The 14184-nt window shown below is 71.1% G+C and carries 11 protein-coding genes, 1 tRNA gene and 1 other RNA gene; 4 read left to right on the forward strand and 9 right to left on the reverse strand.

Features of this window, described 5'->3' with window-relative positions:
• Positions 1-105: 105 nt before the first annotated feature.
• The 6 genes from ABT354_RS33055 to ffs all read right to left on the reverse strand — a co-directional run bounded on the left by ABT354_RS33055 (position 106) and on the right by ffs (position 8764).
• Positions 106-1008, reverse strand: a complete 903-nt coding sequence (locus tag ABT354_RS33055; RefSeq protein ID WP_351500699.1) for a phosphoribosylaminoimidazolesuccinocarboxamide synthase — start codon at positions 1006-1008, stop codon at positions 106-108.
• Between the two features lie 130 nt (positions 1009-1138).
• Positions 1139-2584: a N,N-dimethylformamidase beta subunit family domain-containing protein gene (locus tag ABT354_RS33060; RefSeq protein WP_351500701.1), complete on the reverse strand. Its 1446-nt coding sequence runs from the start codon at positions 2582-2584 to the stop codon at positions 1139-1141.
• A 298-nt stretch (positions 2585-2882) separates the two neighbouring features.
• Complete coding sequence (locus tag ABT354_RS33065) at positions 2883-4667, reverse strand: hypothetical protein (protein ID WP_351500703.1); 1785 nt, start codon at positions 4665-4667, stop codon at positions 2883-2885.
• Positions 4668-5102: 435 nt separating this feature from the next.
• Positions 5103-6353 (reverse strand): phosphoribosylamine--glycine ligase, encoded by a 1251-nt coding sequence (gene purD, locus ABT354_RS33070; protein ID WP_351500705.1) that lies wholly within the window; start codon positions 6351-6353, stop codon positions 5103-5105.
• A gap of 59 nt (positions 6354-6412) precedes the next feature.
• Entirely contained in the window at positions 6413-8596 is a 2184-nt protein-coding gene (locus ABT354_RS33075) for a DNA polymerase III subunit gamma and tau (protein ID WP_351500707.1), read from the reverse strand.
• Positions 8597-8665: 69 nt separating this feature from the next.
• Positions 8666-8764: signal recognition particle sRNA small type (ffs, locus tag ABT354_RS33080), an RNA gene on the reverse strand.
• Between the two features lie 72 nt (positions 8765-8836).
• Between ffs and ABT354_RS33085 the strand changes: the two genes are divergently transcribed.
• The 4 genes from ABT354_RS33085 (at position 8837) to ABT354_RS33100 (ending at position 11291) form a co-directional block, all read left to right on the forward strand.
• A tRNA-Ser gene (locus tag ABT354_RS33085) sits at positions 8837-8924 on the forward strand.
• 253 nt (positions 8925-9177) lie between these two features.
• Entirely contained in the window at positions 9178-10431 is a 1254-nt protein-coding gene (locus tag ABT354_RS33090) for a helix-turn-helix domain-containing protein (protein ID WP_351500710.1), read from the forward strand.
• Between the two features lie 39 nt (positions 10432-10470).
• On the forward strand, positions 10471-10707 hold the full coding sequence (locus ABT354_RS33095) for a hypothetical protein (protein ID WP_351500712.1): 237 nt from the start codon (positions 10471-10473) through the stop codon (positions 10705-10707).
• Complete coding sequence (locus ABT354_RS33100; protein WP_351500714.1) at positions 10704-11291, forward strand: hypothetical protein; 588 nt, start codon at positions 10704-10706, stop codon at positions 11289-11291. Before ABT354_RS33095 ends, ABT354_RS33100 begins: the two co-directional genes overlap by 4 nt.
• 252 nt (positions 11292-11543) lie before the next feature.
• Here ABT354_RS33100 and ABT354_RS33105 read toward each other — a convergent pair whose 3' ends face one another.
• The 3 genes from ABT354_RS33105 to ABT354_RS33115 all read right to left on the reverse strand — a co-directional run bounded on the left by ABT354_RS33105 (position 11544) and on the right by ABT354_RS33115 (position 14029).
• Positions 11544-12578 carry a DUF6414 family protein gene (locus ABT354_RS33105; protein ID WP_351500716.1) on the reverse strand — a complete coding sequence of 345 codons (1035 nt, stop codon included), beginning with the start codon at positions 12576-12578 and terminating at the stop codon, positions 11544-11546.
• Positions 12579-13220: 642 nt separating this feature from the next.
• Positions 13221-13706, reverse strand: a complete 486-nt coding sequence (locus ABT354_RS33110) for a hypothetical protein (protein ID WP_351500718.1) — start codon at positions 13704-13706, stop codon at positions 13221-13223.
• Complete coding sequence (locus ABT354_RS33115; protein ID WP_351500720.1) at positions 13703-14029, reverse strand: hypothetical protein; 327 nt, start codon at positions 14027-14029, stop codon at positions 13703-13705. The genes ABT354_RS33110 and ABT354_RS33115 overlap by 4 nt, the downstream gene beginning before the upstream one ends.
• Between the last annotated feature and the right edge of the window lie 155 nt (positions 14030-14184).

The following is a 14184-nucleotide window of genomic DNA, read 5'->3' on the forward strand; positions in this document are numbered from 1 at the left end:
GGCGATCGCGTCGTCGAGCAGCGCCCGGTAGGCGGGGGTCAGCTTGTACGGCTCGTCCTTGGTCCACCGGTCACCCGGGTGCTCCGGACACCCCGGGGCGTTCGCTCAGACCCAGGCGGTCCCGGTCAGCAGCTCGTACGCCTCCACATAGCGCGCCCGGGTCGCGGCGACGACCTCCGCCGGGAGCGCGGGCGGCGGCTGCTCGCTCCGGCGGTCCCAGCCGGACGCCGGGGAGGTCAGCCAGTCACGGACGTACTGCTTGTCGTACGAGGGCTGGGGGCGGCCCGGCTGCCAGGAGGCGGCGGGCCAGAAGCGCGAGGAGTCGGGGGTCAGCACCTCGTCGCCGAGGACCAGACCGCCGTCCTCGCCGAGACCGAACTCGAACTTGGTGTCGGCCAGGATGATCCCCCGCTCACGGGCGATGTCCCGGGCCCGGCCGTAGACGTCGAGGGTGGTCCGGCGCAGCAGCGCCGCCGTCTCGGCGCCGACCTGGCGGGCCACCTCCTCGTAGGTGACGTTCTCGTCGTGGTCGCCGACGGCCGCCTTGGTGGCGGGGGTGAAGATCGGCGCGGGGAGTTCGGAACCGTCGGTCAGACCCTCGGGGAGGGCGATCCCGCAGACCGTCCGGGAGTCGTTGTACTCGGCGAGTCCGGAGCCGGTCAGATAGCCACGGGCCACGCACTCCACCGGAACCATGCGCAGCGAGCGGCAGACGAGGGTCCGGCCCGCCCAGTCGGCGGGGGCGCCGGCGGGCAGTTCGGTGGAGAGGACATGGTGGGGAACGAGGTCCGCGAGGCGCTCGAACCACCAGAGCGAGAGCCGGGTGAGCACCCGGCCCTTGTCGGGGATCTCGGTGGGCAGGACCCAGTCATAGGCGGAGACGCGGTCACTGGCGACCATGACCAGATCGCCCGCCTCGTTCCGGTACAGCTCGCGCACCTTGCCGGTGTGCAGATGGGTGAGGCCGGGAACCTGTTGCGGTTCGGGCTTTTCTACGAATCCGGACACGGTTCCTCCCCGTGGTTCTGAACGACTGCGGCCGATTCTCCCGTATGCGGGGGGAGTGGTTCCGTCCGCCCCCGCATCGGGGGTTCCGTCCTGCTGCCGACGCGGCCGGACCGGTCCGTACCGGGCCCGTTCAGTCCCGCTTGCAGATGCGGTCGAGGAGGTTGGCGGTGGCGCGCTGGACCCGGGCGTCCACATGGCCGGGCCGGTCGAGCGCCGGTGACCAGGCGAAGGTCCCGGAGGCGAAGACCAGGGCGCCCGACGGTGCCCGGTAGAGCGAGGTCTCCTGGTGGCGGACGGCCCCGCCCGCGTCGCGGTAGGGGGAGTGGGCCAGCAGGACCCGCCGCAGATGCGCCGGGAGGGAGGTGCGCGGGTAGTAGCGGTCCGCCTCACCGGCGACCATGCCGGGCAGTTCGTCGCCCTCGGTGGCGCCGGTGGACTCCCAGAGCCAGTGGTCGGCGTTCCGTACGACCAGGGGGTACGGGTCGGGCACCCGGCCCGCGTACTGGATACCGAGCAGATGCTGTTCGGCGCGGTCGGCCTCGCGCCAGAGCGCGGACTTGCCGGGGCCCCGGCGCTTGCGGCAGGTGAGCAGCCGGTCGGGCACACCGGAGGGCGAGGGGCCCAGCTCCACCTGCCAGTACATGGTGTTGGCGGAGAGGAAGACCAGGGAGGTGCCCTGGTCGCGGGCGGTCTCGGCGGCGCGGCGCATGGGCACCGACCAGTACTCGTCGTGGCCGGGGAAGACCAGCCCCCGATAGCGGGAGGGGTCGACCCGGCCGGCGTGCAGATCGCGGGCGTCGGCGTAGGAGAGGTCATAGCCGTACCGCTCCGCCCAGCGGATGAAGTCATAGGCGTGGCCCACATGGAGCGGGAGTCCGGCGCCCGCGTAGGGCCGGTCGAAGGAGACGGTGACGGCGGCGTCCCGCTCGCCGAGGAGCCGGCCCTCCTCGTCCCAGGCGTGGTAGAAGCTGGCGCCGGTCCGGCCGTCCTCGGGGTAGAGGTTGTACGCCTGCCAGGTGATGTCCGGGAGCAGCAGCAGCAGATCGGCGGGGCGCTCGTCGCGGACGGTGAACGGGATGTGGGAGCGGTGGCCGTCGGCGGTGGTGAGGACGGCCACATAGGCGCCGACCGACCAGTACGAGGGGATCTGGAGCCGCCAGGAGAGCCACCAGTGGTGGCAGGAGACCGTCCGGCCGGCGGCGAGCGGCGGCGGCTGGGCGATACCGGGGAGCCGGGGGCTGGTGGTGATCTTCGAGGCGCCGTGGCCCGCGTAGTGGCCGATGCGATAGATGTCGATCGAGAACTGCTGCGGTGGGTTCACGGTGATGTGGAAGTCGATCGAGTCGCCGGGGGAGACGGCACCGGCGGAGGTGAACCCCTTGATCTGCTGCCGGGTGTCGTCGGGGGTACGGAGGCCGCAGTCACCGGAGTCGGCGTACCAGGGGACGAGACGGCCCGTGTCGGAGAAGTAGTGCTCCTTGCCACGGAGCCAGGGCAGGGGGCCCTGGCCGAAGGGGTCCGACACGGCATGGGCGAGGGCGCCCGACTCCCATCGCCTGATGTGCTCCGCCCCCATGCACCCTCCCCGGCCCCCATGACCCGCCGCCCGCGCCCGTCGATCAGGCGCCGAGATCCCAGCACATCACATAACGCATGCGAATGGTCACCCTTCGTCGCGAAATTGGTACGGGGGTGACCGATTCATGGGGGTGCCCGATGCACCGGGGTGCGCGGGCGGGGCGGGGGCGGTGCACCCGGGGGCGGACACCCCGGTGGGCCGGGCCGGGGCCTTGGGCGCGGGGCCCGGGCCTTGGGGTGCGGGACCGGGGCCTTGGGCGGGGGGCCTGGGGCGGCCCGCCCGGCCGGTCGGCTCGTCAGACGAGGCGGACGGGCTTCTCCGCACGCACCCCGGCCACGGCGAGCCAGGCCCGCAGCGGCCTCGGATCGCCGTCCTCGGTCAGACTCAGCACCGGGGACATCAGATCGGCGCAGCGCTTGCCCCTGAGCAGCAGTGCGGGACCGTCGAGCCAGTCGAGCCCCGGGGCGGCCCCGGCGGTGTCGACCGCCGCGCAGCACACCATCGCGGTGACATGGTCGGCGAGCAGCTCCCGTCCGCTGCGGGGCGGCTGGAGGGGGAAGAGGGGCAGCGGATCCGGACCCCAGCCGTGCAGCACTTCCTCCTGGCTCCGGTCGATCTGGCCCGGGGCCGCCTGGCCCGGGGCGGGGTGGCTCTGCGCGGTCTGGCCCGGGGCGGGCTGCTGCGCGGCGGTCCGGCCGGGGTCGCTCTGACCCTGCGCGGCGGCCGCTCCGGGGCCCGTCGCCTGCTGGCGGGCGGTCTCCTCGCGGGCGACCGCCGCACTGATCCCGGCCGCCAGATTCTCGCCCGCGTCCGCGCCGGCCTCGGAGAGCTGGGTCATCACCCGGGCGAGGGTCGGCCCGCCGGGGCCGTCGGAGGGGGCCGTACCGAGGTCGTCCAGGACCCGGTGGAGCCGGGCCGCCTCGGTGCGCCACTTGCGGTCCACGACCTCCTCCGGATACGCCTGCCAGTCGACCGGGGACCAGCTCGCCCCGGTCTCGGCGGGTCCGCCGTGGAACAGCCGGGCGGCGAGCAGCGAGGCGGCCTCGTCGATCGCCCCGGGCTCCTCCAGGAGATCGCAGGCGGGACGCTCCCCCAGGCGGGAGGCGAAGCCCTCGGCGAGGCGGTCCCGGCGGGACAGCTCGGTGAGGGCGGAGACGACCCCCGCGTCGAGCCGGGAGGGCCAGCGGCCCATGCGCCAGGCGGGGAGCGCCACCCGGGTCAGCAGCCGGTCCCACCCCGCGTACGCCAGGCCGACCTGCTCCTGGGCGACGATCCGCAGTCCGTAGTCGACCGCCTGGGCGCGCTCGGAGGCGGCGGCGGCGACCCCCCGCTCCATCTCCCCCGCATAGCTCTGGCAGGCGTGCAGCAGCAGCCGGGCGGTCCGGCCGACGAGGGCCAGCAGCGGCGCGCCCAGCAGCCGGAGCGAACCGGCGGTACGGGGGGCGGAGGCCACGGCGACGGCCGCGTCCAGGCCCCGGACGAAGCGCCGGGCGGCGGCTATGTCGGGGTGGGCGGAGGGCCCGGTCCCGGCGACGACGGGGGCGAGCAGGGCCCGCAGCTCGGCCACGCGCATCCACCACAGGAAGGGCGAGCCGATCACCAGAACGGGTGCCTCGGCACTCCGCCCGGGACGCCGGCCGCGTATCGCGGGGGATATCGCGTGGGCGGGGTGGGTGCGGTCCTCCAGCCAGCTGTCGCAGTCGGGGGTGAGCGCCAGCGCCGAGGGCGCGGGCACATCCATCCGCTCGGCCAGATCCCTGACCAGGCGGTAGAGATCGGGGGCCGCGCGCTCGGGAAGCTCGACGGTGGGGCTGAGCGCGGGCCGGGCCCGGGCGATCACCAGGGCGACGGCCGAGGCGAACAGCAGCACCGCCACGGCCAGCGGGCCGACGACCCAGCGGGCGGTGTCCCAGGCGCCGCCGCGCATATGGCCGGTGGAGCCTCCCGCGATGAGTACGACGGCGACCGCCGCGGGCAGCAGGGCCACGGCGAGCGCCCTGCCCCGGACGCGCAGCACGGCGAGCGCCCGTGAGCGTGCGGCCTGTGCGCCGATGGATTCACCGATCCCGATAACGGACACGGTCGGTCCTCACCCCCTCTGCCCTGCGACGGTGATGGTCACTCCCCCACTGTGGCACCCGCCACCGACATCGCAATGCCGGTGGGCCAAGTGCCGGAACGCCTGCGCCGCACCCTAGTTGGGGTCGGGGCAGCCGTCATCCGGATGGCTCAGCCGTCACCCGATGGAATGGCGTCGGGTAATGGGGATGACGGATGGGGGGCGGCGGTGGTTCAGTTCTGCGCCCTGGGTGACCTGGAGCGACGCCGGAGCCGGGCTGGAGCCGCGCCCGGGATGCCTCGACGGTGGTTCTGTGCCACAGGAACCCCCGTACGTCCCCTGAGTCCTGCCCGCTCGGGGCACGCGGCGGGGCCCAGGATTTCCAGGGGTGTACGGGGATCCAGGGGGTGTACGGGGTTCCTGGGGCCTCGGAGGCCCCGGGGCGGGTTCCTGCGGTCAGACCTCGGCGGCCCGGCGGGCGATGTCCGTACGGTACTGGGAGCCGTCGAGGCGGATACGGCCCACCGCCTCGTACGCGCGCTGCCGTGCCTCGCGCAGATCGGATCCGGTCGCGGTGACCGAGAGCACCCGGCCCCCCGCGCTGACCACGTCGCCGCCCTCCCGCCGGGTCCCGGCGTGCAGGACATAGGCGTGCGGTTCGTCGCGCTCGGCGACCTCGTCCAGTCCCTCGATGGGGTCACCGGTCCGGGGGGTGCCGGGGTAGTTGTGGGAAGCGACCACCACGGTGACGGCGGCTTCGTCGCGCCAGCGCAGCGGGGGCGCGTCGGCGAGGGTGCCCCGGGCGGCGTGGAGCAGCAGACCGCCCAGCGGGGTCAGCAGCCGGGCCAGGACCACCTGGGTCTCGGGGTCGCCGAAGCGGGCGTTGAACTCGATGACCCGCACCCCGCGCGAGGTGATGGCGAGGCCCGCGTAGAGCAGTCCGCTGAACAGGGTGCCCCGGCGGCGCAGCTCGTCCACGGTGGGCTGGAGGACGGTCTCCAGCACATCGTCCACCAGCTGGGGGTCGGCCCAGGGCAGCGGCGAGTAGGCGCCCATGCCGCCGGTGTTGGGGCCCTCGTCGCCGTCGAGGGCGCGCTTGAAGTCCTGGGCGGGGCTCAGCGGAACGACGGTCTCGCCGTCGGTGACGGCGAAGAGGGAGACCTCGGGCCCGTCCAGGAACTCCTCGATGACGACCCGGTCGCAGGCGAGGGCGTGCTCGCGGGCGGCGGCGAGGTCATCGGTGACGACGACGCCCTTCCCGGCGGCGAGGCCGTCGTCCTTGACGACATAGGGAGCGCCGAAGGCGTCGAGGGCCTCGTCGATCTCCTCGGGGGTGGTGCAGACATAGCTGCGGGCGGTGGGCACCTGGGCGGCGGCCATCACGTCCTTGGCGAACGCCTTGGAGCCCTCCAGGACGGCGGCCTCGCCGGACGGGCCGAAGCAGGGGATCCCGACCGCGCGCACCGCGTCGGCGACACCGGCGACCAGGGGGGCTTCGGGGCCGACGACGACCAGATCGGCCGCCAGCTCCTTGGCGAGCCGGGCGACGGCGTCGCCGTCGAGGGCGTCGACGGCGTGCAGCTGCGCGGTCCCGCCGATGCCGGCGTTTCCGGGCGCGCAGTGCACAGCGGTGACGTCGGGGTCGAGGGAGAGAGAGCGGCACAGGGCATGTTCGCGGGCGCCGCCGCCGATGACGAGGACCTTCACGGGCGTCAGCCTAACCGGCGCCGTGCGCGGCCCTGTACTCCCCTCCGAAAGGGCCTCCCCTACTCGTTGGTGTATTCCTCCACAACCGTGGCTCCCAGCTCGCGCACGATCAGCTCATGGCCGGAGAGGGCGGAGTCGACGAGATCGGGGTCGTCGTCCTCCGGCATGTCGTCCTCGGGGGCGACCGGGGGCGGGGTGTGCGCGGGGGCGGGGGCCGCCGCCGGGGGTGCGGGCCGCTGGGGCGCGGGGGCCGCGGCGGGTGCCTGAGCCGACGGGGGCTGGGACGGGTACGGGGGTACGGGCGGCGCGGCGGGGGCGGCCTGCGGGGGCGCGGGCTGATAGGGGCGGCCACCGGCGGAACCGGCGGTCTGCGGGGGTGCGCCGGCACCGCCCGAGAGGTCGATGATCGCCTCGACCTTCCACTGCACATGGAACTGCTCGGCGAGGGTCTGCCGCAGCACGTCCTCGCTGCCGCTGCTGTTGAAGGTGTCGCGGGCGCCGGCGTTCAGGAAGCCGACCTGGAGGGTGGTGCCGTCGAAGCCGGCGACCTGGGAGTTCTGGCTGAGGAGGATCCAGGTGAAGCGGCGGCGGTTCTTGACCGCCTCCAGGATGTCCGGCCACATGGCCCGGACCTGGGCGGCACCCTGGGCGGCGCCGGGGGCCGGGGCGCCGGCGGGCTGCTGCGGGGCCTGGGGGGCGGCGGGGCGGGCCGCGGGGGCGGGCTGTGCGGGGGCGGGCCGGGCGCCCTGGCCGGGGGTGGAGGCGGTGGGCCAGCCACCGGGGCGACGCTCGGCCGCGGCCGGGGCCTCGGCGGTTCCTGCCGCGCCTCCGGCTCCTCCGGCCGGGGCAGCCCCGGGCCAGGCGCCGGGGCGCTGTGCCGCCGGGGCGGGCTGCTCGGCCTCCGCCACGGGGTACGGCGCGGACGGCTGGGGCGCCTGCGGTACGGGCGGGGGGACGGGCCCGTCGGGACCCGGCATGTGCGGAGCGGCGCCGGGCCCGGGGACGTAGCCCATGGAGGGGCCGCTGGCGGGTCCGTCGGAGGGGAAGGTGACGGCGGGCGCCACCGGAGCCGGGCCCGCCGTGGCCGCCCCGCGCTCCAGCCGGTCCAGCCGGGCCTGGAGCGAGCGCTCGTCGCTGAAGGCGGCGGGCAGCAGTACCCGGGCGCAGATCAGCTCCAGCTGGAGCCGGGGCGATGTGGCCCCGCGCATCTCCGTCAGCCCGACATTGACCAGGTCGGCGGCGCGGCTCAGCTCGGCGGCACCGAAGGCGGACGCCTGGGCCTGCATCCGCTCCACCACATCGGCGGGCGCGTCGATGAGCCCCTTCTCGGCGGCGTCCGGCACCGCGGCGAGAATCACCAGGTCACGCAGGCGCTCCAGCAGATCGGTGACAAAGCGGCGGGGGTCGTTGCCCCCCTCGATGACCCGGTCCACGACCTCGAAGGCGGCGGCGCCGTCACCGGTGGCGAAGGCCTCCACGACGGAGTCCAGCAGCGAGCCGTCGGTGTACCCGAGGAGCGCGGTGGCCATGGCATAGGTCACACCCTCCTCGGTCGCCCCGGCCAGCAGCTGGTCCATCACCGACATCGAGTCCCGCACCGACCCCGCACCGGCCCGCACCACCAGCGGCAGCACCCCGTCGGCCACGGGGATGTCCTCCTGGCCGCAGACCTCGCCCAGGTACTCCCGGAGGGTGCTGGGCGGCACCAGCCGGAACGGGTAGTGATGGGTACGCGACCGAATGGTGCCGATGACCTTCTCCGGCTCGGTGGTCGCGAAGATGAACTTCAGATGCTCCGGCGGCTCCTCGACCACCTTCAGCAGGGCGTTGAAGCCCTGCGGGGTGACCATGTGCGCCTCATCGATGATGTAGATCTTGTACCGGCTGCTCGCCGGGCCGAAGAACGCCTTCTCCCGCAGCTCACGGGCGTCGTCCACACCACCGTGAGAAGCCGCGTCGATCTCGATCACATCGATCGAACCCGGTCCGTTCCGCGCGAGGTCCTGACAGGACTGGCACTGCCCGCACGGGGTGGGTGTCGGCCCCTGCTCGCAGTTCAGACAGCGGGCGAGGATCCGCGCACTGGTCGTCTTCCCGCACCCGCGCGGCCCGCTGAACAGGTACGCGTGATTGACCCGGTTGTTCCGCAGGGCCTGCTGCAACGGGTCAGTGACATGCTCCTGCCCGATGACCTCGGCGAAGGACTCGGGGCGATAGCGGCGGTACAGCGCAAGGGACGACACACCTACGAGGTTATCGGCCCCCACCGACAACCGTCCCCGCCCCGCGCCCCGCCCGACCCCTCCCCGTACAACGCAAGCGCCCCCCACGCACCCGCCAGAGCCGACCTACCCTTGCTGCCTTCCGGCCCTGGGGGAGTTCAGTCAGATAGCGCCACGTGAGGGGCTCCGCACAGGGTACCTGATCCACGGGGGTGGGAACGAGTTCGCGAGCACACCTCAACGTCTTGTATTGTTTGCGGCGGAGGATTCGCCTAGTGGCCTAGGGCGCACGCTTGGAAAGCGTGTTGGGGGCAACCCCTCACGAGTTCGAATCTCGTATCCTCCGCCAGTGCCTCACCGGGCACTAACGTCGAAGGGCCCCACCGCAAGGTGGGGCCCTTCGACGTATGCGATCCCGGTCCCGGAGGCCCCTGGGCGATCTCGTCCCCGGGTGCGCCCCACTGGCAGCGATCGTCGACGACCGGCCCAAATCCCACGTCCCGCCGGAGCGGAATCCCCACGCGGCAACACGGCCACGCAGCCCACAGGCCGCGAGTACCGTTCGCCGGAGGCTCCATTCCACGGGACAGGACGTTGCGACCATGCCGTACGAACTGGAAGAGCAAGAGGCCATCGGTCGCCGGATCAAGCGCCGGCGACTCGCCCTCGGGATGCCCCAGGCCGACCTCGGGGCCGCGGTCGGCAAGACGCAGGGCTGGGTGTCCAAGGTCGAGAAGGGCCGTATCGAGCTGGACCGGGCGGCGCTGATCAACAGCATCGCCGCCGCGCTGCACTGCCACCCGAACGATCTGATTGACCGCCCGTACGTCGGCACCGTCCCGGAGAACCAGTGGCAGATGGCCGCCGCGTCCATCCTGCGGGAGCTGCGGCGCTACGACCTGACGCCGGTCTTCGACGGCGCCCCTCGCCCGTCCACCGTCCTGTGGCAGGAGCTGAAGCGGCTGCACCGGCTGCGGGACGCGGCGGCGAGCGTGGCGATCCTGCGGAGCCTGCCCGACCTCCTGCGGGAGGCGCACGCCCTGGCCGAGGTGTCGACCGGCCACGAGCGGGAGGAGGCGTTCGGCATCTACGCGGTGTGCTGCAAGTTCGCCCACACGGCCGCGCACGCCCTGGGGCATCCGGAACTGATCGCCACGGCCTGCGAGAGGGCCGTCTGGGCGGCCCGGCTCTCCGGGGACGCGGTGCTGCCCGCGGTGGCGGACTGGATGCGGGTCTGGGACATGTGGGCCACCGCGGACTGGGCCGACTCCATCGCGCTCGCGGACAAGGCCCTGAACAGCATCGCGTCGGAGTACGAGCACGGCGAGGCGCTCGCGGTACGGGCCTGGGGCACCCTTCAGCTCCGGGCAGCGGTCTCCGCCGCCAGGGCGGGCAACGCGGCCGAGGCCACCCACCGGCTCGGGCTCGCCCGCGAAGCCACGACCCGAACGGGTGACCCGGACGGGGAACCCGTCGACGACCGGCACTCCCTGACGTTCTCCGCCGGCAATGTCACCATCCACGGCATCAGCATCGCGCTGGAACTGAGCGACCAGGCGACGGCCCTGCGACTGAACGAGCAGGCCGGGCCCGAGGAGATCGCGGCCCTGCCCAAGTCCCGCCAGGGGCACCACCACATGGACCTGGCCCGAGCCTGGCTCTGGGACGGCGACCGCCACCGGGCCCTGGGGCAGCTCCGCCGAGCCGAGGAGCTGGCACCGCAGTTGGTGCGCAATCACCCCATCGCACGGGCGACCCTCCGCAGGATCGTCTGCGCGGAACGCGCCTCGACACGCGAGGAGTTGCGGGGGATGTCGAACCGTTTCCACCTGGATGACCAGGGCCTATTCTCCTGATTCATATTCGGTGGTAATCGCGCGCCTACTGTCCGTCACATGACGGACGCCACCTCCGAACCCGCCTGGGAGCCCCGGCGCGGAGATCTCGTCCACGACACCGGCACAAACCGAACCGGTGTCGTGGTCGCCCTCCCGGAAGACACGGGGACCACCACCTACCAGCTCAGCCCCGAGGGCGGCGGAATCGGCTGGACCGCCCCCGCGTCCCGGCTGACACCCTCCGCCGACACTCCTGCGGAAGCAGCCGGCCTCCCGGGGTGCTGTGTCGGATGAGCCCCGTTCCGTACATCACGCAGTGGTCCGGGGAGTCCCCGTCGAAGGTACGGGTGGTGGTGCGGCGCGGGCGCTTGGCCTATGCCGATGAGCGCTCCTACGACCGCGATCCCCGGGGTGTGTTGTGGCGGCGGATCCCCTCCATGCCGGGGAAGGGGAAGCCCGACTTCGGCAAGGTCCACGCCCTGCGCCAGCGACTGGCCATGGCCAACCTGCTGTGCCAGGTCTGCGGCAAACCCGCCGACCAGGACGAGCGCGGAGTCCTCTGGCTCCTGGGCGAAGCCTCCGACGACCCGGGCTCCTGGCCCCAGGGACTGGAGACCGCACATCCTCCGGTCTGCCGCCCCTGCGCAACCCTGGCCACCAGAGCATGCCCCCACCTGCGGCGCCGGTACGTGACCCTACGGGTCCAGTCGTGGACCCCGGCGGGAGTCCACGGCGCCTTCTACCGCCCCAGCCACGACCCCGTGCCCGTCGACGCCAGAGGCATCCCCTTCGACAGCCCCGCCATCCACTGGACCATCGCCGCCCAACTCATCACCCGCCTCAACCAATTCACCCTCACCGTCCCAGCGGACATGTGAGTTACAACCTTCCCTACTGGTTCAAGGCGCCTCGCTCCGCTCGCCGCGCGCGGCCCGGCTCCCCGCCGGGCCCGCCGCTCCTGTCTCCGCCCCGCTCCGGACCCGGCGTCGCCGGCCGCGCAGGGCGGCAGCACGCATGAACGGGGAGATCCCCTCTGCAGCCGGGGCGGTCGGCTCCACGGCTTTAGCCACCTCCCCCAGTCCGGGGCCCGCAAACCAGGCAGGACACCGGCCAAACCCGCTCCGCCGGACCTACTGATCACGCAGAGCCAACAAGCTCGCATTTCGAGGAATCGTGCGATAGACGGCAAATGGAATGAGCGAGAATCCAGGATACTGAGGAAGGTCAACAAAACCCAGGCCGCCCAGGTGCTTCATGAGCGCATTAATTCCGTCCGCAAAGGCACCTCGATTGACTGCCCCATTCGGATGCAAGAAATTTAGGTCTGGCATATCTGTGTTTTCAGGGCCGTAGCTGCCTACGCTACCAACCACTGTCCACTCTTGACGTTCCGCACCATATCGTGCGAACAAAATATCCGGCTCACTGTCCAGATACTGACGCCCTTCCTGCAAGCGAGATCCGATCAGAACTTCCCCCGAAGCAACTGGAGAAAGATTTATATTCAAGCCCGGAGCAAACACCCCTCTGGCGATGCGCGTAATAGCACGTAGCGATTTTCCGTCCACACCCCCTGGCCCCACAAAATCAGAGATCGCATCTTCCAACTGACGATCCCCCTCACCTGGGCCGTGCTTCGCTGGCCGAGCTTTTTGCTGGCCTGTCCTACCTCTCCCGGGGGTCGCATTCTGAACGGGGCCCATATCAGCTCCAATATCTTGAAGCCCAATCGCCACAGAGGAGAAAGCGGCAAAAACGCTCGCGCTGTATCGAGTATCAAATAGGGACCCGTTAGCCGTAACGCGAACAAGGGAACCCGGAGGAGCAATCTTTCTCAGATTCCCTGACGTCCACTCAGAAAGAATCGTCGCCTCTTCCGAAATGTCCCGAAGCAAACCCTCAGATTCCAAAGCTCCTTCCAGTGCAGGAAAGATGGCATCACCCAGAGATTTTTGCGTGTACGTCTCGCTACCAGATAGCTGTAGATGCTGAGCCAAACTCCTCGGGCCTACCGTATTGCTTTTCTGACTGCTAGTGGTTTCACGCGCCTCCTCTGGTACCCCTCCGTCAAGCTGCGCAAGCATCGCTCTGACTTTTTCGGTATCCACATACAAAAACTCGCGCAAGATCAATTTCCACTCCTGGATCAGGCGGAAGAGGAACAATATCCCCCGTTTCCTATTTTGTCAGCGATCTCACAAGAAATGGCACTCAGTGTCGCGCAGTCTCGGTTGTCTGTCCCTGCGTGACATCGATTACCGAGGCCAAGGTCAGGCGCCAGCGCATCGGGCGAAGCGGCAAACCACGGCCAGTGGCGAGCTGTCGGCGTCCGCGCCGCCGCGAGCGTTGGACCACGCTGTCGACATCGACCCTGTGAACTCTTGCGGGCCAGAGCCACCACCCTCTGTTCAACAGCGAAGATGTTGCCAAGCCAGGCCCTCCGCCCGTCTCAGTTCCCGTCTCATTCAGCGCCGTTCACGGAAGTTCACCTGAGACGCAGGCGGGAGACGCCCGCCCGACCGACAGGCCGTGAACGCAGGTGAACGCTCCCGGCTACCACCTTGCGCGGTGCCAACAAACTTGGAAAGCGTGTTGGGGGCAACCCCTCACGAGTTCGAATCTCGTATCCTCCGCCAGTGCCTCACCGGGCACTAACGTCGAAGGGCCCCACCGCGAGGTGGGGCCCTTCGACGTTTCTTTGGTTCGATTCCGCCCCAGGCACACTTGGCGGGCACCGACCGGAGACCCAGTGGGGCGGGGTCCCTTCGTTCCTCCGCGCCTACGGCTCGACCGGGGACCGCCCTTCCTCAGATCTGCACCACATGGACGTCCTGGGCGTCCAATGCCTTCAGATAGGCGCTGAGATCGGCTGGATCGCTCGTGAAGACCACAGCGCTGCCATGTCGGGCGGCAGTAAGCGCCACCAGTGCATCCACCGCGTCTGGGCGCTTCTTCGGGGGCAGCTCTGCCGAGCCGAGGGAACTTCCGATGCGCTGCCATTCGGTGATGTCCGGACCGGTGGCGCACAGGATGCAGACCGTCTGCCCCACGGCGGTGGGGCGCATGGCCGGGGCCGAGCTACGGGCCTGCGGAACCGTGCACTCCTTCATAACCCCGGCCAAGGCATGCACCACGGCAGGGCTGGGCCGCCAGACCTGAGCCAGCACCGGCCCCAGCACGAGTGCTCGGTGCGGCGCGTCCTGAAGGCCGGCATGCAAACGGACCGCCTTCGCCTTGCGATCGGCGAGCGCGATCAACATGCCGGTGTCGTAGACCGGCACGCGTGTGGTCACGCGGCGTCACCGGAGCGGGCGGCGGGACCATCAGAGCCGTAGATGAGCCCCAGCGCCTCCTGCACTTCTCTCCGCTCCTGCTCCGTGAGGTCGCCATCGACCACTTCCGCGAGGGGCGGCAGTGCGGCAGCCCCCGTCTCGGCCGCCGCAATCACCGCGTCGAGCCGGGCGAACTGCGCTTCGGCTGCTTCCACCTCGGCCATCTGCCGAGTCGCCGCGTTGACGAGATAGGCGGAGACATCCATGCCAGCCCGTTCCGCGTGGGCACGGATGCGCTCAGCGTGAGCGCTGTCCAAACTGATGCTGATCCTTGTCTTGGCCACACCAGAAGTGTATGACGCGTATTACGAGCGCGCCAAGGTGATTCCAGGGGCTGCCGGACAGCTCGGACTGCCGACCACCCCCGACGTGCAGCCTGATGTGCGCCACGCCCGAGGGGAGCATGAGTATCGCGAGCAATACTATCTCTATCGATAGT

This window comes from Streptomyces sp. NPDC000594, from assembly GCF_040299965.1.
Lineage (GTDB): Bacteria > Actinomycetota > Actinomycetes > Streptomycetales > Streptomycetaceae > Streptomyces.